This is a genomic window from Pseudomonas aestuarii (assembly GCF_027988105.1).
GTDB classification, from domain to species: Bacteria; Pseudomonadota; Gammaproteobacteria; order Pseudomonadales; family Pseudomonadaceae; genus Aquipseudomonas; species Aquipseudomonas aestuarii.
The window spans coordinates 125047-145589 of record NZ_JAQJZJ010000012.1; the positions used below are offsets into that span (position 1 = coordinate 125047).

The following is a 20543-nucleotide window of genomic DNA, read 5'->3' on the forward strand; positions in this document are numbered from 1 at the left end:
CACGCCGCAGCGCCTGGAAAATCAGACGCCCGCAGCATTCGTCGGTATTGCCCGCAGTGTACACAGGAGCTTGCTGCCCATGATCAAATTACTCCGCCGGCACGGCCTCAAGCTGATGGGCCTTTGCCTGTTGGCATCGCCCTTGCTGGCGGCGCACTCTGCGCCACGCCCCCTGCTCGACAGCCTGACGCGCGCCGCGCCCGCGCTCGATCGTCAGGTGCTTGAGCATGCGCTGGCAGCCATGCAGTGTGCGCTCAGCCATGGTGCCGCGCCGGCGCAGCGCCTGGCGGTGATCGACTACGCTCAACCTTCCACGGCGCGGCGGTTGTGGATCTTCGATTTGCAGCGGCCACGCCTACTGTTGAATGACCTGGTGGCCCACGGACGCATGTCTGGCGAGAACCTGGCTACGAACTTCTCCAATACGCTGGACAGCCATCAGTCCAGCCTGGGCTTGTTCCGCGCGGCAGAGAGCTACAGTGGCAAGCATGGCTACTCGTTGCGCATGGACGGCCTCGAACCCGGGGTGAATGACCGTGCCCGCGAGCGCGCCATCGTCATCCACGCCGCCAGCTATGTCGACCCGCGCCTGGCGCGCAGCCAGGGGCGGATCGGTCGCAGTCTCGGCTGCCCGGCGGTACGTCCGGAGGTGGCGCGGATGGTGGTCGATCAGCTCAAGGGTGGCCAGTTCATCTTCGCCTGGTACCCGGATCAAGACTGGCTGCAGGGCTCGGCCTACCTCAATTGCAAGTCGGCCCAGCTCGCCAGCCTGCATTGACTGTGCGCAGGGCTCAGCAGCACATGGCTTGTGGCCCGCAGAGGCGCTAGTGGCGGTTCTGCTTGGCCTGCCATAGGCCATTGTTCTGTATGAGGCCGGCCTGGCGATTGAGCCTGTCCGTCAGTGGTTTGCGGTGGGCAAGGGTTTCCACCGCGCTGCAGTCGCTGCGCGTTGTTCCGCGCCTCTCAGCGCTGCTCGCTCTGCGGCGTCACCCGCAGCACTTCCTCGATGGTGGTCAGGCCCGCGGCAACCTTTTGCGCGCCGGACAGCCTGAGGCTGCGCATGCCCTCCTTGAACGCATGGCGGCGCAGGGCGGTGAGGTCGGTGTCGGCGTTGATCAGCGGCTTGATCGCATCGCCCAGCTGCATGATCTCGTAGACCCCGGCGCGTCCACGGTAGCCGGTATCGCGGCACTCCAGGCAACCCACGGCCTTGTGCGCACCGCTCGGCAAGGGCGCGTTCCAGGGTTTGGTCAGGCTCTGCCAGTCGTCTTCGCTGAGTTCATGCGCGGTCTTGCAGTGCGGGCACAGGGTGCGCACCAGGCGCTGGGCCATGACCCCCAGCAGGGTGGCCTTGAGCAGGTAATGCGGCACGCCCAGTTCGAGCAGGCGGGTAATGGCGCTGGGCGCGTCGTTGGTGTGCAGGGTGGAGAGCACCAGGTGGCCAGTGAGCGCCGCCTGGATCGCCATCTCGGCGGTTTCCAGGTCGCGGATCTCGCCGATCATGATGATGTCCGGGTCCTGGCGCATCAGCGCGCGCACGCCGCTGGCGAACGTCAGGTCGATATTGTGCTGCACCTGCATCTGGTTGAAGGCGCCCTCGATCATCTCGATCGGGTCTTCGATGGTGCAGACGTTGACCTCCGCCGTCGCCAGCTGCTTGAGCGTGGTGTAAAGGGTGGTGGTCTTGCCCGAGCCGGTCGGCCCGGTGACCAGAATGATGCCGTTGGGCTGGCGGGTCATGTCGGCCCAGCGCTTCATGTCGTCCGGCGAGAAACCCAGCTGGTCGAAGCTTTTCAGCAGCACTTCCGGGTCGAAGATGCGCATCACCAGTTTTTCGCCGAAGGCGGTGGGCAGGGTCGACAGGCGCAGCTCGACTTCGCCGCCGTCCGGGGTCTTGGTCTTGACCCGGCCGTCCTGGGGTTTGCGTTTTTCCGCCACGTTCATCCGGCCCAGGCTCTTCAGGCGGCTGACCACCGCCATGGTCACCTGCGGCGGGAACTGGTAGACGGTGTGCAGCACGCCATCGATGCGAAAGCGCACGCTGCCCTGCTCGCGGCGCGGTTCGATGTGGATATCGCTGGCGCGCTGCTGGAAGGCGTACTGGAACAGCCAGTCGACGATGTTGACGATATGCGCGTCGTTGGCGTCCGGTTCCTGGTCCTGGGCGCCGAGGTTGAGCAGTTGCTCGAAGTTGCCGACCCCGCTGACCTTGCTGTCGCCGACACTGGCGCCGCTGACCGACTTGGCCAGGCGATAGAATTCCACGGTCAAGCGCTGGATGTCCGCCGGGTTGGCCACCACCCGCTTGATCGGACGTTTGAGCACGTGGATCAGGTTGGCTTCCCAGCTGTGCATCAGCGGTTGCGCACTGGCGATGGTCACCGCATCGGGCGCGACCGCCACGGCGAGGATCTTGTGCCGCTGGGCGAAGGCGTAGGACATCAGCGGGGTAATGGCGGCGACATCGATCTTCAGCGGGTCGATGCGCAGGTAGGGTTGGCCGACGAGCTCCGCCAGCCAGACGGTGAGATTTTCCAGGTCGAGTTTCTTGCCCGGATGATGCAGGTCGTCGACCTGCTGCGCGGCGAGAAACTCCAAGGGGTGCTGCTGGTTGTTCACCGCGCTGCGACGGATCGCCAGGCACTGTTCGGCGCTGTCCTGGTCGACCCGCCCCTGGGTGACCAGTTCGCGCAGCAGATCGCCGAGGTCGAGGGTACGGTCGGTGGGCGAGATGGTGGCGGACATGGGACTCCCTGCGGTAGTAGCGGTAAGCGGCAAGCTTAAAGCAGCAAGTTGAACACTGTTGCGCACCAATGCATAAACGTCACACTGGCTTGCTGCTTGCTGCTTGCTGCTTGCTGCTTACTTCACCAACATTCTCCAGGCTTTCAGCGAGGCCACAATATGGGCCTGGGCTTGCCGCGCGGCCAGTGACTCGGGGTCGATGGCGCGGTGGGCCTGTTCGCTCAGCTTGCTCAGTTCGCCATACAGGCGGTCGACTTCCGGCACTTCCAGCACTCCGCGGGCCATGTGCAGCCAGGCCAGCAGACGCTCGATGCGCGGCAGTTGTTCGGCCAGGTCTTCCGGCTGTTTCTGGTAGCGGTTCAGCTGCAGGTCATGACCTTCCTCGGCCAGCAAGGTCGGCAGCCAGTTGCCCAGCGGTGCGGCGCCCTGGCGATTGCCGCGGTTGTTGCGGCTGGTCGTCCAGCCTTTGGTCAGCAGCCAGCGCGAGCTGATCAGGGAGAACTGGCCCCAGCGCGTGCCCTGCAGTTCGGCGGCGAACTGCGCGGGCGCGGCCTGGCGTGCGGCATCGTCGTGTTGGCCGGCCTGGACCCGTGGGCGCCAGTCGTGGAGCAGGGCGTCGAGGGTCTGGCGCAGTTCGCTGCTGCTGCTGCGCGGTGCCGCCTGGCCGAGGCTGCCGATCAGTGCGCGCAGGTCGACCAGTTGTTCCAGCCAGTCGACCAGCAGGCGCCAGTGGCCATTGAAGCGGTATTGCTCGGCCAGCCGCTGGCTGCTGCCGAGCAGGTGCCAGGCAATCGCGGCAAAGCTGTCATCCAGGCTCATTTCGCCGCTCAGCTGGGGAGCTGGCAGGCTGAGGCTGTAACTGTTGGCATCGAACAGGCGGTAGCCGCGCTCGGCCTTGCTGATGTCGCAAGGCATCAGCGGCAGGTCGGCGGCGAGTTCGGCGGCCAGCTCCAGCAAGGCTTCGGGCTCGCCCTGGCGCAGCTCCAGCTCCAGCTCGCAGATTTCCTCTTCGCCTTCGCCGGCGATCACCTTGCCGAGATCCAGTGCGGCCTCGATTTGCACCTTGGCCTTGCCGCGACCCCAGGCGATGTCGGCACGCTGGCGGACGAAATCGGTGCTGAAGATCGGTTGCAGCAGGCTCTTGTCCAGATCGGCCAGGGCCGCCGGCCAGCAGCTGTCGTCGAGCTTGCTCAGGTCCAGCTCGGCCTGATCCAGATGCCAGTCGAACTCATTACGTTCGGACAGGCCCGCGATACTCTGGCCACGACTTTTCAGGGTCTGGATAAAGGCATCGCCATCGCGACGAATGCGCAAGGCGACCTTGGCCTGGGCCAGGTCACGGTCGGGCGTGTCGAAATACTGATTGAATAGCTCGCGCTGTTCCCAGCCGCTCTTGTTGCGCTTCTTCAGCAGCGGGTGCTCGCGCAGGGCTGCCAGGGTGTCGCGGCTGACCCGCAATTTGATTTCGGTTTCTTTGACCATGATGGTGAGCTAAGCGCCTACTGTGAAAGTGTGACAGTCTGATGATGCGTGCTGGCGAGCTATTCGAGCGATCCGTATACTTGCCGCCTTCATTAAAGCCGGGGTTCACCCTATGCCACTCAATCCATTCGCCAGCCTGTTCGGTCGCTCGCCCATTGGGCCGATGCAGAAGCACTTCGCCAAAGCCCATGAGTGCGCCGCACACCTGGTGCCTTTTTTCGACGCCGTGATGGCTGAAGACTGGGCCAAGGTAGGGCAGGTGCAACAGGACATGGCGCGGTTGGAGGACGAAGCCGACAAGCTCAAGAAAAGCGTACGGCTGCACCTGCCCAAGAGCCTGTTTCTGCCGGTACCGCGTTCGGATCTGCTTGAGCTGCTGAGTGTACAGGACAAAGTTGCCAACCGCGCCAAGGACATCGCCGGCCTGATGCTGGGCCGTGAGATGACCATCCCGCCGGCTATGCAGCCACTGATGCGCGCCTTTGTGCAGCGCACCGTGGATGCCAGTGCCCAGGCGCTGAAAGCCATGAACGAGCTGGATGAGCTGCTGGAGACCGGTTTTGGTGGGCGCGAAGCCGCCCTGGTCGGATCCATGGTCGAGGAGCTTGAATTGATCGAGCAGGACACCGATCGCATGCAAATCGAAGTCCGCCGTGCCCTGTTCAAACTGGAAAAGGATCTTCCCCCGGTCGACGTCATGTTCCTCTACCAGATCCTCGAGTGGATCGGCGATGTCGCCGACCGTGCCGAGCGTGTCGGTAACCGACTGGAACAACTGCTGGCGCGCTAAGCGCCAGTGTCCTTTCTGGAATCTACGGATTAATTATTTATGTCTTTGATTGCGGACTACGGCCTCGTATTGCTGCTACTTGCCTGCCTCTTCGGCTTCTTCATGGCCTGGGGCGTGGGTGCCAACGACGTGGCCAACGCCATGGGCACCTCGGTTGGCTCCCAGGCGCTGACGATCAAGCAGGCGATCCTGGTCGCCATGGTCTTCGAGTTCGCAGGCGCCTATCTGGCCGGCGGCCAGGTGACCGAAACGATCAAGAGCGGCATCGTCGATGCCAACTTGATTACCCCGGACTTGATGGTGCTGGGCATGATGTCGGCGCTGCTGGCGGCGGGAACCTGGCTGCTGATTGCGTCGACGCGTGGCTGGCCGGTTTCCACCACCCACTCGATCGTCGGTGCGGTGATCGGCTTCGCCGCAGTCGGCGTGTCCGTGGATGCCGTGAACTGGGCCGGTGTGGGCCCCATCGTGGCCAGCTGGGTGATCTCACCGGTGCTCTCAGGCACCGTCGCCTTCGGCCTGTTCGTCAGCGTGCAGAAGCTGATCATCGATACCGATGAACCCTTCCTCAACGCCAAGCGTTTCGTCCCGCTATATATGTTCCTGACCGGCTTTATGGTCAGCCTGGTTACCGTGACCAAGGGCCTCAAGCACATCGGCCTGCACCTCTCCGGTGCCGAGGGGCTGGTTATCGCCCTGGGAGTCGGCGCGCTGGTGATGCTGCTGGGTATCGTCCTGCTCAGCCGGATCAAGATCGACGTCGAAGCGGACAAGGGCTTCCACTACGCCAGCGTGGAGAAAGTCTTCGCCGTGCTGATGATCTTCACCGCCTGCTCCATGGCCTTTGCCCATGGCTCCAACGATGTGGCCAACGCCGTCGGCCCGCTGGCGGCCATCGTCGGCGTGATCCAGTCCGGCGGTGAAGCCGTAGGTGCCAAGGCGGCGTTGCCGGCCTGGGTCCTGCTGCTCGGTGCCATCGGTATCGTCATCGGCCTGGCCACCTATGGCTACAAGGTGATCGCCACCATCGGCAAGCAGATCACCGAACTGACCCCGAGCCGCGGCTTTGCCGCCGAACTGGCGACGGCCACCACCGTGGTCGGCGCCTCGGCCATCGGCTTGCCGGTGTCCACCACCCACACCCTGGTCGGTGCGGTGCTGGGCGTCGGTCTGGCCCGGGGTATTGGTGCGCTGAACCTGGGCGTGATCGGCAAGATCTTCATGTCCTGGCTGATCACCCTGCCGGTCGGTGCGGCCCTGGCCATCGTGTTCTTCTATGTTCTGCGCGGCATCTTCCTCTGAGATAGCCTCGACGGTTTCCTCCGCAGCGGCGTTGCCCCTATGATGGTGGCAACGCCCGCGGAGACCGCCCATGCCCCTGCCTTCCTTCAAAGAGCAATTCGCCGCGCTGATCGCCGCGCCTTCGGTGAGCTGCACCCAGGCGCATTGGGATCAGACCAATCGGCCGGTGATCGAGTTGCTCTCGAGCTGGCTCGGCGACCTCGGTTTCGCCTGCGAGGTGCAGCAAGTCTCTCCCGGTAAATTCAACCTGCTCGCCAGTTACGGCAGCGGTCCTGGCGGCCTGGTGCTGGCCGGGCACAGCGACACCGTGCCCTTCGATGCAGCCTTGTGGCAGAGCGATCCGCTCAAGCTGACCGAGGTCGATGGCCGCTGGGTCGGCCTGGGCAGTTGCGACATGAAGGGCTTCTTCGCGCTGGTCATCGAGGCGCTGCAGCCCTTGCTGGCGCAGCGCTTCCAGCAGCCGCTGCTGATTCTCGCCACCTGCGACGAGGAAAGCTCGATGTCCGGCGCCCGTGCCCTGGCCGAGGCGGGGCGGCCGCTGGGGCGCGCCGCAGTGATCGGCGAGCCGACCGGACTGAAGCCGATCCGCCTGCACAAGGGCATCATGATGGAGCGCATCGACATCCTCGGACAGAGCGGTCATTCCTCCGATCCGAGCCTCGGCCACAGCGCGCTGGAGGCGATGCAGGACGTGATGAGCGAACTGCGCGGCCTGCGCGGCCAATGGCAGCGCGAATTCAACAACCCGCAATTCAGCGTACCGCAGCCAACCCTGAACCTCGGCTGCATCCACGGTGGCGATAATCCCAACCGCATCTGTGGCCAGTGCTCGCTGGAGTTCGACCTGCGCCCACTGCCGGGCATGCAGCCGGAACAGCTGCGTGCGACGATCCGGCAGAAGCTGCAGCCACTGGCCGAGCGGCATCAGGTCAAGATCGACTTTGCCCCGCTGTTTCCCAGCGTGCCGCCCTTCGAGCAGCTTGCCGATTGCGAACTGGTGCGCCTGGCCGAGCGCCTGACCGGGCACAGCGCGGCTTCGGTGGCGTTTGCCACCGAAGCGCCTTATCTTCAGCAGCTTGGCTGCGAGACCCTGGTGCTCGGCCCGGGCGATATCGACTGTGCCCATCAGCCGGGTGAGTACCTGGAAATGTCACGTCTCGAACCGACCGTGCGTCTGTTACGTGAACTGATTCAACACTACTGCCTGAGTCCGGCCCCATGAGCCTGCATGTGGCCCTTGCCAACCGGAGGAGAGAGCGCGTGATACCCCAACTGCGACGATAAAGCGGATAACGATGGCTGCTTCGTCTGGCGCGTTGCCGCGCTTTATTCATGCGTTCCGTTCACGACTCACAGGTTCTCTCTGCAATGCACGACTACGTTAATTGGCTGCGCCACGCTTCGCCCTATATCAATGCCCACCGCGACTGCACCTTCGTCGTGATGCTGCCGGGCGAGGGCGTCGCCCACCCGAATTTCGGCAATATCGTCCACGATCTGGTGCTGCTGCACAGCCTCGGCGTGCGCCTGGTGCTGGTGCACGGCTCGCGCTCGCAGATCGAGGCGCGCTTGGCCGCCCGCGGCATCACCCCGCACTTCCACCGTGATCTGCGCGTGACCGACGGGGCGACCCTGGAGTGCGTGATCGATGCGGTCGGCCAGTTGCGCATCGCCATTGAGGCGCGCCTGTCGATGGACATGGCCGCCTCGCCGATGCAGGGCGCGCGCCTGCGCGTGGCCAGCGGCAACTTCGTCACCGCGCGGCCGATCGGCGTGGTCGACGGCATCGACTATCACCACACCGGCGAAGTCCGCCGGGTCGATCGCAAGGGTATCGGCCGTCTGCTCGACGAGCGCAGCATCGTGCTGCTGTCGTCGCTGGGCTATTCGCCGACCGGGGAAATCTTCAACCTGGCCTGCGAAGACGTGGCCACCCGTGCCGCCATCGACCTGGGCGCCGACAAGCTGCTGCTGTTCAGTGCCGAGCGCGGTCTGCTCGACGAAGAGGGCAAGCTGGTGCGCGAACTGCACCCGCAGCAGGTGCCGCTCTACCTGGCGCGCCTGGGCAACAGCTACCAGGGCGAGTTGCTCGATGCCGCGGCTCAGGCCTGCCGCGCCGGGGTCAAACGCGCGCATCTGGTCAGCTATGTGGAGGACGGTTCGCTGCTGACCGAGCTGTTCACCCGCGATGGTGGCGGCACCCTGGTCGATCAGGAGCAGTTCGAGTCATTGCGCGAGGCGAATATCGGCGATGTTGGCGGCCTGATCGAGTTGATCAGCCCGCTGGAAGAGCAGGGCATCCTGGTGCGCCGTTCGCGCGAGGTGCTGGAGCGCGAGATCGAGCAGTTCAGTATCGTCGAGCGCGACGGCCTGATCATCGCCTGCGCCGCGCTGTACCAGGTCGACGACTCGGACTACGGCGAGCTGGCTTGCCTGGCCGTCAACCCGGACTATCGCCATGGCGGTCGCGGCGACGAACTGCTCGAACGCATCGAGGCCCGCGCCCGCGCCCAGGGCCTCAAGCACCTGTTCGTGCTCACCACCCGCACCGCCCACTGGTTCCGCGAGCGCGGCTTCGTGCCCAGCAGCGTCGACCGCCTGCCGGCGGCGCGCGCCACGCTGTACAACTTCCAGCGCAACTCCAAGGTGTTCGAGAAGGCGTTGTAACCCGCCGCCGAATGCGTCGCAGGCCGTCTGCCGGGGTGCCGTGTCGCCGCTCAAACGGCGCCATTGGCTGCAGTGGGCGGTGCCGGTGGCTAGTCGGGCGAATCGGCACAGGGGCGTTGCTGTTGCCTGGTTGTCACCGGGTGGTTCAGGCGCTCTTCTGCTGGCGCAGCAGTTGTTCATGGCCATCGTCCCAGCCTGCCTCCCAGGCGGCGGCAAGCACTTCGGCGCGGTGGCCGTGACGGGTCTTGGGTTGGCCGGTGAGGCCCGCCATGTAGCCTTGCTGGTAGGCCTTGTTCAGGCTTTCCAGGCTCCAGTGACGGTCATCCTTGGGCTGGACGTCGGACTCCATGGGCACGGCTCGTGTTGATCGCTCTGTGCCCATGCTAGCTGCGCCCGGCTTGCCTGGCTGGGCGCCGGTCACAGCTTTGGCAGCATTAGCTGCTTTTGTGACCGGCTCGACTAATTTCCCGGGGCCAGGATGCTCGCCTGGTAGGCCGCGGCAAAGCTGTCGAAATCGCCTTCTTCCTGAGCTTCCAGCTCCGCCTGCTCACGCAGTGAACGCATGCTGGCGGATTCGAAGGCGGCCTGCTGCTCCGCGCTTAACGGCTGGTCGCGGAAGTAGTCGGCATGCTGCTTGCTCTGGCGCAGGGCGAACTGGCTGAAGCTCTCGCCCTGCTGCAGGGCCGCGAGCACCTGGGCCGAAGGCGTCAGGCCGGCGTCGTCGACCTTGCCGCGCTGGGCCTGCAAGGCCTGGCTGTATGCGTCGTCGTCATGGCTCTGGTCGAGCAGTGTGGCGGATTGCTGGATGCTGTCGAGCAGCTCGTGGGCCCAGGTCTGCAGCGCCACGGGTTTGCCCCGCAGCTGCAGGTGCAGGCCGGGGCGGCGGCCGTCCTTGACCACTTTGAGGAAGTTGTCGGTGCAGGCGTGGCATTCGTCGCCGCCCAGTGGCGGGCTTTCCTGCAGGGCACAGAACAGCAGGAAGGCGTCGAGGAAGCGCGCCTCGACCAGGTCGATGCCCAGCGGCAGGAAGGGGTTGATATCCAGGCAGCGCACTTCGATGTACTGCACGCCACGGGCCATCAGTGCCTGGATCGGGCGTTCACCGCTGTGGGCCACGCGTTTCGGGCGGATGTTCGAGTAATACTCGTTCTCGATCTGCAGGATGTTGGTATTGAGTTGCAGCCATTCACCGTCCTTTTTGCTGCCGATCTCGACATAGGGCAGGTAGGGCGTGGCGACCGCCTGGCGAAGGCTGTCGGTGTAGCTGGTCAGGTCGTTGTAGCAGGGGGTGAGGCCGGCCTGGGCGCTGCTCTGATAACCCAGGTCGCTCATGCGCAAGCTGGTGGCGTAGGGCAGGTACAGGGTCTCGTCATTGAGCTGCTGCAGGTTGTGCGGCTGGCCATGCAAAAAGCCCGCATCCAGGGCGGGCGAGGCGCCGAACAGGTACATCAGCAGCCAGCTGTAGCGGCGAAAATTGCGGATCAGGGCGATGTAGCGTGCCGACTGATAGTCGCGGGCGTTGCGCGTATTGCCCTCGGCCTGTTGCAGCAGTGGCCACAGGCTGTCCGGCAGGGAGAAGTTGTAGTGAATGCCGGCGATGCACTGCATGCTCTTGCCGTAACGCAGCGCCAGGCCCTTGCGATAGACGTACTTGAGCTGGCCGATATGCGAGCGGCCGTACTCGGCGATCGGAATCGTCTGCTCGTCCGGAAGGGGGCAGGGCATCGACGGGCTCCACAGGTATTCGCCGTCGAGCTTGCTGTAGACGAAGCGATGGATCTGTTCGAGATCGGCCAGGGTGGTGGCCGGGTCGGGCTCGGCCGGGGTGATGAACTCCAGCAGGGCCTCGGAATAGTCCGTGGTGATCAGCGGGTGCGTCAGCGCCGAGCCCAGCGCCAGCGGGTGAGGGGTCAGGGCCAGCTGGCCATCGCCATCGACGCGCAGGCATTCGCGCTCTATGCCGTGCAAGCACTGGGCAAGCAGGGGGAGATTGGCGCGCTCGCCGAGCAGGGCCAGGCGGCGGGAGAACAGGTCGCTCAAAATTGTATTCCTTCACGCGTCGGTCGCCCCAATATGGGGGTGAGTAGCGCGCTCTACAAGGGGGCGGATGACCGACGTTGTTCGCCTGGTCGGGCCTGCCGCCGCAGAGCGCTCGCGGGACCTGATCTGGTCTTCGCGACGCGCGTGTGCGGCAGCCTGCCGGCTGAATGGTGCCAGTTATAACCCAGCTTGAGTCACTCCAGTTACACGCAGGCGAAGGTGGCTTGTGCCTTGGCGACCAGCTTGTCGCCCTGATGCACTTCGGCTTCGATCACCTGGGTGCGCTGGCCGCTGTGCAGCAGCCAGGCCCGGCAGAGCAGATCGCCCTCGCTGACCGGGCGGATGTAGTTGACCTTGCACTCCAGGGTGACGCTGCTCGGCGTGCCATCGGTCAGGCTGTGGCTGGCCTGGCCCATGGCGCTGTCGATCAGCGAGAACAGCGCGCCGCCGTGCAGCTTGCCATGCAGGTTGCGCAGGCCGTCGTGCATGCTCAGCCGCAACACGGCTTCGCCAGCGGTGGCCGAGACGATTTCCAGGCCGAGCAGGCGACCGAAGGCGCTGCTCGTGCCGATTTCTTCCACCGTCACGTGCACGGCTTACTTCCTCAGCTGCTTGGCATTGGCGAACAGCGCGGCCATGGCGGCGTTGCTGGCCGGCTGCGGCTCGGCGCGCGGGGTGCTGGCCGACGGACGAGAGCTGCTGTCGCGCTTGCCGCCGCCACGTTGCCCGCCACGCGGGCCTTCGATTTTTTCGCCCGGGGTGTCACCCATGCGCATCGACAGGGCGATGCGGTTACGCGGGATGTCCACCTCCATCACCTTGACCTTGACCACGTCGCCGGCCTTGACCGCCTCATGCGGGTCCTTGATGAACTTCTCCGACAGCGCCGAGATGTGCACCAGGCCGTCCTGGTGTACGCCGATGTCGACGAAGGCGCCGAAGTTGGTGACGTTGGTCACCACGCCTTCGAGGATCATCCCCAGTTCGAGGTCCTTGAGGGTTTCGACGCCGTCCTGGAACTCGGCGGTCTTGAATTCGGGGCGCGGATCACGGCCGGGTTTTTCCAGTTCTTGCAGGATGTCGCCGACGGTCACCAGGCCGAAGCTTTCGTCGGTGAATTTTTTCGGGTCGAGGCGCTTGATGAAGCTCGCGTCGCCGACCAGCGAGCGGATATCGCGCCCGGTATCGGCGGCGATGCGCTGCACCAGCGGGTAGGTTTCCGGGTGTACCGCCGAGGCGTCCAGCGGGTTGTCGCCGTTCATCACGCGGAGGAAGCCGGCGGCCTGCTCGAAGGTCTTCTCGCCCAGGCGCGACACCTTTTTCAGCGCGTCGCGGGTCTTGAACGCGCCGTTGGCGTCGCGGTGCGCGACTATGTTCTGCGCCAGGGTCGCATTCAGTCCGGAGATCCGCGCCAGCAGGGCGACCGAGGCGGTGTTGACGTCGACGCCGACGGCGTTCACGCAGTCCTCCACCACCGCGTCCAGGCTGCGCGCCAGCTTGAGCTGGGACACGTCGTGCTGGTACTGGCCGACGCCGATGGATTTCGGGTCGATCTTCACCAGTTCGGCCAGCGGGTCCTGCAGGCGGCGGGCGATGGACACGGCGCCACGGATCGACACGTCGAGGTCGGGGAATTCCTTGGCCGCCAGTTCCGAGGCCGAATACACCGAGGCGCCGGCTTCGCTGACCATGACCTTGGTCATCTTCAGGCCCGGGTATTTCTTGATCAGCTCGGCGGCCAGCTTGTCGCTCTCGCGGCTGGCGGTGCCGTTGCCGATGGCGATCAGGTCGACCGAGTGCTTGGCGCACAGCGCGGCGAGCACGGCGATGGTCTGGTCCCACTGGTTCTTCGGTACATGCGGGTAGACGGTGGCGGTGTCGAGCAGCTTGCCGGTGGCGTCGACCACCGCCACCTTGCAACCGGTGCGCAGGCCCGGGTCGAGGCCCAGGGTGGCGCGCGGGCCGGCCGGGGCGGCGAGCAGCAGGTCATGCATGTTGCGGGCGAACACCGAGATCGCCTCGTCTTCCGCGCCTTCGCGCAGTTCGCCGAGCAGGTCGGTTTCCAGGTGGGTATAGAGCTTGACCTTCCAGGTCCAGCGCACCACTTCACCCAGCCATTTGTCGGCGGCGCGGCCCTGATTGCTGATGCCGAAACGCTCGGCGACCATGCCTTCGCACGGGTGCAGGGTGCCGGGCAGTTCTTCGCCGACCTTCAGGCTGGCGCTGAGGAAGCCCTCGTTACGCCCGCGGAAAATTGCCAGGGCACGGTGCGAGGGAGCGTTTTTCAGCTTCTCGTCGTGCTCGAAGTAGTCGCGGAACTTGGCGCCGTCCTGCTCCTTGCCGGCAATCAGCCGGGCACTGAGGGTCGCGTTGTCCTTGAGGAAGCTGCGCAGGTTGGTCAGCAGGGTGGCGTCTTCGGCGAAACGTTCCATGAGGATGTACTTGGCGCCTTCGAGCACCGCCTTGATGTCGGCGTAGCCTTTTTCGGCGTCGACGAAGCGCGCCGCTTCGCTTTCCGGGGTCAGGTTCGGGTCGTTGAACAGTGCGTCGGCCAGTTCGCCGAGGCCGGCTTCCAGGGCGATCTGGCCCTTGGTGCGACGCTTCTGCTTGTACGGCAGGTAGAGGTCCTCGAGGCGCGTCTTGGTCTCGGCCAGGTTGATTTCGCGGGTCAGTTCCGGGGTCAGCTTGCCCTGTTCCTCGATGCTGGCGAGGATGCTGGCGCGCCGGTCGTCCAGTTCGCGCAGGTAGCGCAGGCGCTCTTCCAGGTTGCGCAGTTGGGTGTCATCCAGGCTGCCGGTGACTTCTTTGCGGTAGCGGGCGATGAACGGCACGGTGGAGCCTTCATCGAGCAGCGCTACGGCGGCGGCAACCTGTTGCGGGCGCACGCCCAGTTCTTCGGCGATGCGGTTGTTGATGCTGAGCATATGAAAGCTACCCACACTGAGAGGCTGTGAAAAAACGCTCGCCTACTGCGGCCGTCTCCGGGCACCGCGGCTGACGTTGCGCGACGGCGTTGGATATTTTCACAACCGCTGAAACGAAAAACCGGCCTCGCAACTCACGGGCCAGACGATAGAGCGGCGCATTATAACCATGAGCTGCCGGATGAATGGGGGCGCAGGGCATTGCTCGGGCGCAAGCGGATCCGGGTCGCACCACGGCCGATTAGCGGTCTTGCGGCCCGCGAGGAAAAATCTGCTAACAATGGCTGCCCCCGGTGATCGCGGTGGCTGAGCCATAATGCCGGCATTGGAAGCTGTTTACGCCCGACGGGCGCTACAGGTTCTCGGTCAAGGAGCTTCTATGAGCAGCACTGCACTTCCGCTTGAAGGCGAGAAAATTCTGGTTGTCGATGACGATGCCCGCTTGCGGCGCCTGCTCGAGCGCTTCTTCGAGGAGCAGGGCTACCGCGTGCGTGCGGTGGAAAACGTCGAGCAGATGGATCGCCTGCTGGCGCGTGAACTGTTCCATCTGGTCGTGCTCGACCTGATGCTGCCGGGCGAGGACGGCTTGTCGGCCTGCCGCCGCCTGCGGGCTGCGAACAATCAGGTGCCGATCATCATGCTCACCGCCAAGGGTGACGAAGCCAGCCGCATCCAGGGCCTGGAACTGGGCGCCGACGACTACCTGGCCAAACCGTTCAACCCGCGCGAACTGCTGGCGCGGATCAAGGCCGTGTTGCGCCGCCAGGCGCCGGTGGTGCCGGGGGCACCGGGCGCCGAGGACGAGAGCGTCAGCTTCGGCGAGTACGAGCTGTCACTGGCCACCCGCGAGCTGAAGAAGGGCGACGTGGTGCACATGCTCACCACCGGCGAGTTCGCGGTGCTCAAGGCCCTGGTCCAGCACGCCCGCGAACCGCTGACCCGCGACAAGCTGATGAACCTGGCGCGCGGGCGCGAGTGGGATGCCCTGGAGCGCTCCATCGACGTGCAGATCTCGCGCCTGCGCCGGCTGATCGAGCCGGATCCGTCCAAGCCGCGCTATATCCAGACGGTCTGGGGGGTGGGTTACGTGTTCGTGCCGGATGGCAATAAATGACCTCGGCACAATGATCCATCGTCGAAGCGGGCCCTGCCCGCGATCTGCAGTCCAATCGCGGGCAGGGGACAAGGTGTCCCCCACCGCTGCTACAAACTCCAGTAAGTGCCTATGAAAACCCCCCTTTGGTTCCCACAAAGCTTCTTCGCTCGCACCCTCTGGCTGGTGTTGATCGTGGTGCTGTTCTCCAAGGCACTGACCCTGGTTTATCTGATGATGAACGAGGACGTGCTGGTCGACCGCCAGTACAGCCATGGCGCGGCGCTGACGCTGCGCGCCTACTGGGCCGCCGACCCGGAGGATCGCAGCAAGATCGCCGCCGCTGCGGGTCTCGAGCGGGTGCCCCGTGACACCGTGCCGGTCAGCGAACAGCACTGGCCCTACAGCGAGATTTTTCAACGGCAGATGCAGTCCGAGCTCGGCCCCAAGACCGAAGTGCGGGTGAGTGCGAAAAGTCCGCCCGCGCTGTGGGTGCATGCCCCGGCGTTGGGCGAAGACTGGCTGCGGGTACCGCTGTATCCGCACCCGCTGCGCGGCCAGCGGATCTGGGGGGTGCTCGGCTGGTTCCTGGGCATCGGTTTGCTCTCCACCGCCGCCGCCTGGATTTTCGTGCGCCAGCTCAGTGCGCCGCTGAAGCGCCTGGTGTTCGCCGCCCGCCAGCTCGGCAAGGGCCGGAGCGTGCGTTTGCCGGAGAGCGATACGCCGAGCGAAATGGCCGAGGTCTATCGCGCCTTCAACCAGATGGCCGAAGACGTCGAGCAGGCCGGGCGCGAGCGCGAGCTGATGCTGGCCGGGGTGTCCCATGACCTGCGCACCCCGCTGACCCGTTTGCGTCTGTCCCTGGAGCTGCTGAACAGCGACGCCGAGCTGACCGAGGACATGGTCCGTGATATCGAGGACATGGACGCGATTCTCGACCAGTTCCTCGCCTTTATCCGCGATGGTCGCGACGAAGCGCTGGAGCCGATCGATCTCGGCGAGCTGATCGGCGAGGTGGTGGCACCCTATAACCAGCAGCAGAAGCTGGTGCGCCTGTGCCTGGAGCCGGTGCCGGTCTTCCCGCTGCGGCGGATATCGATCAAGCGCCTGCTGGTCAACCTGATCGAGAACGCCCTGCGTTATGGCGGCAATGCCGTCGAGGTCGCCGTGTCGGTGTCCGGCGACTGCAGCGCGCCCTATGTGGTGCTCAGTGTGCTTGATCGTGGCGCCGGCATCGCCTCGTCGGAGCTGGATAGTATTTTCAACCCCTTCATCCGTGGCGACCGTGCCCGCGGCGGCCAGGGGGCCGGGCTCGGCCTGGCGATCGTCAAGCGCATCGCCGCCCTGCACGGCGGCAGTGTCGAGTTGCGCAACCGCTCCGGCGGCGGCCTCGAGGCGCGGGTCTGCCTGCCACTGGGGCTGCTGTTGCCACGCGACGCGGTATGACCCGGAGCGCTTGTGAACAAACACTTGCCTGCAATCGCCCGCTGCGGCGCTGTGCGGCGAACGGCTGGGGAGGGGCTCGCGACGTTGCCCGGTAGGGACACGCTCGCTGAGCGCTGCAGGACTGGCGCGACTCGGGTCGGCTAGCTCGCGCCCGGAGCGACTGCGTCCGGCCTGGATCGCCTAGGCACGCGCCGGCTTATCTGCGCTGTGGTGAGCTATGCTGACTCAGCGCATTGACATGAGGTCCACATGCCTGCTGTTTCCGCTCGCCTGCCTGCATGGACCTGGTGGCTGCCATTGCCGCTGTTTCATCTGGCGACCTGGCTTTCCCTGGCAACCCAGTTCACCGAGGGGGCGGCAATCTGGTACATGCCGTTTGCCCTGGGGCTGGTGTTCTGCCTCTGGTGGGGGCCGCGGGTATTGCCGGCGCTCTACCTGAATGCCTTGATCAGTGTGCCCCTGTGGGGGCTGGACTGGCATTGGGCGCTGCTATACGCGTTGCCGGAGTCGCTGGCTGTCGGGCTGGCCTGGTGGCTGTTGCAACGTTGCACCTTCGATGTCGCCCTGGACCATTTCGGCCATCTGCTGCGGTTTATCCTGCTCGGCGTGCTGCTGCCGACTGTGGTGATCGCCTTGGGCCTGCAGACCCTGCTGTGGCTGGGCGGCCAAGTGCCCGCCGGTGATTGGGCGGTGGCCAGCCTGAACCTGTGGCTGGCCGATAGCCTCACCGTGTTGGCCATCACCACGCCGCTGCTGACGTACCTCAGTCCCTGGTTGCGGCGCCGCGGCTGGGTGCGCGCGCAACAGCGCGCCGGGGCCGAACAGGTGCCCGCGGCCCTGCGCCGATTGCCGCCCTGGCCGTTGTTGCTATTGTTGCTGGTAGGCTTGCCCGGATTGCTCGGGTTGTTGCCGCTGACCCTGAATCTGCCGTTGATCGGCGTGGTCATGCTCGCCTTGGCCTTGTTCTGGGGCTTCAGTGGAGCGCTCTGCGGTGCGATCCTGAGCGCGCTGATGGTGCTCGCCGTGCCACTGCTGCGCGGACTCGGCGATATCGCCACCTGGCTCGATCCGCAGCGCCTCGAGCTGCACCTGAGCGTACTGCTGTTCATGCTCGCCAGCCTGATGGTCGGCCGCAGCCTGAGCGACTTGCGCCTGGCATTGGCGCGTAGCGCGCAGATCCAGCAGCAGCTGGCCCTGGCCAACCTGGCCCTGGAGGCCAGCCCGCTGGGCGTGACCATCGCCGATGCGCGCCAGGCCGATCTGCCGCTGATCTATTGCAACCCGGCATTTGAACAGATCACCGGTTTCAGCCGTGAGGAAAGCCTGGGCAGCAACTGCCGCTTCCTGCTTGGCGATGATCGCCAGCAACAGCAGCTGGCGCGGCTGCAACAGGCCCTGCGCGAGGGCACGGCCTGTCAGGTGGTGCTGCGCAACTACCGCAAGGACGGTCAGCTGTTCTGGAACGAGCTGATCCTGGCGCCCATGCATGACGCCGAAGGCCTCAGCCACTTCGTCGCCTTGCAACATGACGTGACGGCCCGCGAGCAACTGGCCGCCCAGGTGGCGACGCAGCGCCAGGAGCTGATGCAACAGAGCCACCTGTTCAGCCAGACCGAGCACATCGCCGACCTCGGTGGTTGGGTGCTGAATCTGGCCGACTACAGCATGTTCTGGAGCAGCGGCTGCTTCCGCATCTACGAACTGGAATCGCAGACGGAGGCCCCTTCATTCGTGCAGGCGCTCGGCTATTTGGATGCCGAAGGACAGGCCATGGCCGAGCAGACCCTCCAGCAACTGCTCGACGGCTGCAACCACTTCGATATCGAAGTGCGCCTGTTGACCGCCAAGGGCAAGCACCGCTGGGTGCGGATCAAGGGCATGGCCGAACGCGATGGTCAGCAACTGGTGCGGGTGTATGGCGCGCTGCATGACATCAGTGCGCAGAAACGGGCCGAGCAGTTGCTCAAAGAGCGCGACGAACGCCTCAGGCTGTTCTTCGAGGCGCCCCTGATCGGCATGGCCCTGACCACGCCGAGCTTTGCCTGGCAGGAGGTCAATTTCAAACTGTGCAGCATTCTCGGCCGTTCCCGCGAACAGTTGCGGGCCAGCAGCTGGGCCGACATCACCCCCTCCAGCGACCTGGCCGATGAGCAGATGCTGCTGGATCAGGTGCTCAGTGGTGCCCGTGAGGGCTATGAGATGGACAAGCGCTTCATCCGCCCGGACGGCTCGCTGGTCTATACCCGCATCAACCTGCGCGCGGTGCGCCACACCGACGGTCGGGTGAGCATGTTCCTGCTGTTGGTCGAGGACGTCAGTGCCCGGCGCCAGGCCGATGCGCGCTACCGCACCATCGTCGAGCACGCCCCGGAAGCGATCATGTTGTTCACCCCGCAGGGCGGCATGGTCGACTGCAACAACAATGCCCTGCGCCTGTTCGGCTACCAGCGCGAGGAGTTGCTGGGCAAGATGGTGCAGGAGCTGAGCCCGCTCAAGCAGGCCAATGGGCAGGCCTCGGCAGAGTTTGGCAAGATTTACCTGGAACAGGCGATCGCCGGCGAGACGCCGGTGTTCGAGTGGCTGCATCGCGACAGCCTAGGGCGGCAGATTCCTTGCGAGGTGCGCCTGGTGCGTATGCCGGGCGATGATGTGCTGATTCGCGGCAGCATTACCGATATCTCTGAGCGTCAGCGTTACCAGCGCGAGATCGAGCGCCTGGCCTACAGCGACGAACTGACCGGCCTGCCCAATCGCCGGCTGCTCCTCGACCGCCTGCAGCATGCGATGGATCGCGAGCTGCGCGAGGGCAGCCTGGGCGCGCTGCTGTTCATCGATCTGGATCATTTCAAGACGGTCAACGACAGCCTCGGCCACCTGGTCGGCGATGGCCTGCTGCGCGAGGTCTCGGGGCGCCTGGCCAGGGAGCTGCGCGCCGAGGACACCCTGGCGCGCATGGGCGGCGACGAGTTTGTGGTGTTGCTCGAGGCCCTGGGGAGTGATCCGCAGGTTGCCGCCGAACATGCTGCCGTGACCGCCGACAAGCTATTGAAAAGTCTCAAGGGCAGCTGCTGGGTCGATGGTCACGAGTTGTCGGTTAGCGCCAGCATCGGCATCGCCCTGCACCCGTTTGACGCCCAGGGGGCCGCCGATGTGCTCAAGCAGGCGGACACCGCCATGTACCGGGCCAAGGGGGCCGGGCGTAATGCCCTGCATTTTTTTGCCCCCGAGATGCAGGTGGCCATCGACCAGCGCCTGCAATTGCAGAGCGAGCTGAGTCTGGCGATCGAGCGCGGTCAGCTGTACCTGGTGTTCCAGCCGCAGCTGGCGCTGGCCAGTGAACGGGTGGTCGGCGCCGAGGTATTGCTGCGCTGGCACCACCCGGAACATGGCGAAATCCCGCCCGGGCAGTTTATTGCCCTGGCCGAAGAAACCGGGCTGATCCAGGAAATCGGCCACTGGGTGCTGGAACAGGCCTGCGCCGCCCTGGCGCGCTGGCTGCCACGCTGGCCGCAGTTGGTCTTGGCGGTCAACCTGAGCCCGCGTGAGTTGCGCCGTGTTGATTGCGTCGAACGCATCCGCGCCTGTCTGGAGCGCCATCGCCTGCCGGCCTCGGCGTTGGAGCTTGAAATAACCGAGGGTGTGCTGCTGGAAAACGTCGAGCAATGCATCGCCAACATGCAGGCGCTCAAGGCCACTGGCGTGCGTTTCGCGATCGACGACTTTGGCACCGGTTATTCCTCGCTGACCTACCTCAAGCGCCTGCCGCTCGATCGCCTGAAAATCGACCGCAGTTTCACCTGGGACATGGAAGGGCAGGGCAATGGCTTGATGCTGGTGCAGACCATTCTGATGATCGGGCACAACCTCGGCCTGGAATGCGTGGCCGAGGGCATCGAGAACCCGCATCAGTTTCAGCTGCTGCGTGAGCATGGCTGCGCCCTGGGCCAGGGTTACCATTTCAGCAGGCCCTTGGCCGAGGCCCAGTTTCTCGAGTGGATGGCGCAGCAAACGGCTATACGCGCAAGCGCGAGCCCTTCGCCTACGCTGTGACCGG

General features: G+C 65.1%; 14 protein-coding genes. 8 read left to right on the forward strand and 6 right to left on the reverse strand.

Annotation, left to right across the window (positions count from 1 at the left end):
• Positions 1 to 79: 79 nt before the first annotated feature.
• Positions 80 to 778, forward strand: coding sequence for a murein L,D-transpeptidase catalytic domain family protein (locus tag PH586_RS21240; protein WP_271349792.1), 699 nt, complete (start codon positions 80 to 82; stop codon positions 776 to 778).
• 185 nt (positions 779 to 963) lie between these two features.
• On the opposite strand, the gene PH586_RS21245 is transcribed toward PH586_RS21240, so the two are convergent.
• Both PH586_RS21245 and PH586_RS21250 read right to left on the reverse strand, forming a co-directional pair.
• Positions 964 to 2745: a GspE/PulE family protein gene (locus PH586_RS21245; RefSeq protein ID WP_271349793.1), complete on the reverse strand. Its 1782-nt coding sequence runs from the start codon at positions 2743 to 2745 to the stop codon at positions 964 to 966.
• Positions 2746 to 2862: 117 nt separating this feature from the next.
• Positions 2863 to 4227, reverse strand: a complete 1365-nt coding sequence (locus tag PH586_RS21250; RefSeq protein ID WP_271349794.1) for a CYTH domain-containing protein — start codon at positions 4225 to 4227, stop codon at positions 2863 to 2865.
• Between the two features lie 112 nt (positions 4228 to 4339).
• Here PH586_RS21250 and PH586_RS21255 point away from each other — a divergent pair, with 112 nt between their 5' ends.
• The 4 genes from PH586_RS21255 (at position 4340) to argA (ending at position 8986) form a co-directional block, all read left to right on the forward strand.
• Entirely contained in the window at positions 4340 to 5017 is a 678-nt protein-coding gene (locus PH586_RS21255) for a TIGR00153 family protein (RefSeq protein ID WP_271349795.1), read from the forward strand.
• Between the two features lie 39 nt (positions 5018 to 5056).
• Complete coding sequence (locus tag PH586_RS21260) at positions 5057 to 6319, forward strand: inorganic phosphate transporter (RefSeq protein WP_271349796.1); 1263 nt, start codon at positions 5057 to 5059, stop codon at positions 6317 to 6319.
• A 70-nt stretch (positions 6320 to 6389) separates the two neighbouring features.
• Entirely contained in the window at positions 6390 to 7541 is a 1152-nt protein-coding gene (argE, locus tag PH586_RS21265; RefSeq protein WP_271349797.1) for an acetylornithine deacetylase, read from the forward strand.
• A gap of 146 nt (positions 7542 to 7687) precedes the next feature.
• Entirely contained in the window at positions 7688 to 8986 is a 1299-nt protein-coding gene (argA, locus tag PH586_RS21270; protein WP_271349798.1) for an amino-acid N-acetyltransferase, read from the forward strand.
• A gap of 145 nt (positions 8987 to 9131) precedes the next feature.
• On the opposite strand, the gene rmf is transcribed toward argA, so the two are convergent.
• From rmf to PH586_RS21290, 4 genes are all read right to left on the reverse strand, one after another.
• Positions 9132 to 9335 (reverse strand): ribosome modulation factor, encoded by a 204-nt coding sequence (rmf, locus tag PH586_RS21275; RefSeq protein ID WP_271349799.1) that lies wholly within the window; start codon positions 9333 to 9335, stop codon positions 9132 to 9134.
• Positions 9336 to 9445: 110 nt separating this feature from the next.
• Positions 9446 to 11026, reverse strand: a complete 1581-nt coding sequence (gshA, locus tag PH586_RS21280; RefSeq protein ID WP_271349800.1) for a glutamate--cysteine ligase — start codon at positions 11024 to 11026, stop codon at positions 9446 to 9448.
• Positions 11027 to 11229: 203 nt separating this feature from the next.
• Positions 11230 to 11613 carry a PaaI family thioesterase gene (locus PH586_RS21285; RefSeq protein ID WP_408637023.1) on the reverse strand — a complete coding sequence of 128 codons (384 nt, stop codon included), beginning with the start codon at positions 11611 to 11613 and terminating at the stop codon, positions 11230 to 11232.
• A gap of 9 nt (positions 11614 to 11622) precedes the next feature.
• On the reverse strand, positions 11623 to 13950 hold the full coding sequence (locus PH586_RS21290) for a Tex family protein (protein WP_271349802.1): 2328 nt from the start codon (positions 13948 to 13950) through the stop codon (positions 11623 to 11625).
• Positions 13951 to 14329: 379 nt separating this feature from the next.
• Between PH586_RS21290 and ompR the strand changes: the two genes are divergently transcribed.
• The 3 genes from ompR (at position 14330) to PH586_RS21305 (ending at position 20539) form a co-directional block, all read left to right on the forward strand.
• Positions 14330 to 15064, forward strand: coding sequence for an osmolarity response regulator transcription factor OmpR (ompR, locus tag PH586_RS21295; protein WP_271349803.1), 735 nt, complete (start codon positions 14330 to 14332; stop codon positions 15062 to 15064).
• A 111-nt stretch (positions 15065 to 15175) separates the two neighbouring features.
• Positions 15176 to 16489: an ATP-binding protein gene (locus tag PH586_RS21300; protein ID WP_271349804.1), complete on the forward strand. Its 1314-nt coding sequence runs from the start codon at positions 15176 to 15178 to the stop codon at positions 16487 to 16489.
• 249 nt (positions 16490 to 16738) lie between these two features.
• Positions 16739 to 20539, forward strand: a complete 3801-nt coding sequence (locus PH586_RS21305; protein WP_271349805.1) for a bifunctional diguanylate cyclase/phosphodiesterase — start codon at positions 16739 to 16741, stop codon at positions 20537 to 20539.
• Positions 20540 to 20543: the final 4 nt, after the last annotated feature.

Coding starts and splice junctions, on each gene's coding strand:
- PH586_RS21240 (WP_271349792.1), top strand. CDS start 80: ATGATCAAATTACTCCGCCGGCACGGCCTCAAGCTGATGGGCCTTTGC.
- PH586_RS21245 (WP_271349793.1), bottom strand. CDS start 2,745: ATGTCCGCCACCATCTCGCCCACCGACCGTACCCTCGACCTCGGCGAT.
- PH586_RS21250 (WP_271349794.1), bottom strand. CDS start 4,227: ATGGTCAAAGAAACCGAAATCAAATTGCGGGTCAGCCGCGACACCCTG.
- PH586_RS21255 (WP_271349795.1), top strand. CDS start 4,340: ATGCCACTCAATCCATTCGCCAGCCTGTTCGGTCGCTCGCCCATTGGG.
- PH586_RS21260 (WP_271349796.1), top strand. CDS start 5,057: ATGTCTTTGATTGCGGACTACGGCCTCGTATTGCTGCTACTTGCCTGC.
- argE (WP_271349797.1), top strand. CDS start 6,390: ATGCCCCTGCCTTCCTTCAAAGAGCAATTCGCCGCGCTGATCGCCGCG.
- argA (WP_271349798.1), top strand. CDS start 7,688: ATGCACGACTACGTTAATTGGCTGCGCCACGCTTCGCCCTATATCAAT.
- rmf (WP_271349799.1), bottom strand. CDS start 9,335: ATGGAGTCCGACGTCCAGCCCAAGGATGACCGTCACTGGAGCCTGGAA.
- PH586_RS21290 (WP_271349802.1), bottom strand. CDS start 13,950: ATGCTCAGCATCAACAACCGCATCGCCGAAGAACTGGGCGTGCGCCCG.
- ompR (WP_271349803.1), top strand. CDS start 14,330: ATGAGCAGCACTGCACTTCCGCTTGAAGGCGAGAAAATTCTGGTTGTC.
- PH586_RS21300 (WP_271349804.1), top strand. CDS start 15,176: ATGAAAACCCCCCTTTGGTTCCCACAAAGCTTCTTCGCTCGCACCCTC.
- PH586_RS21305 (WP_271349805.1), top strand. CDS start 16,739: ATGCCTGCTGTTTCCGCTCGCCTGCCTGCATGGACCTGGTGGCTGCCA.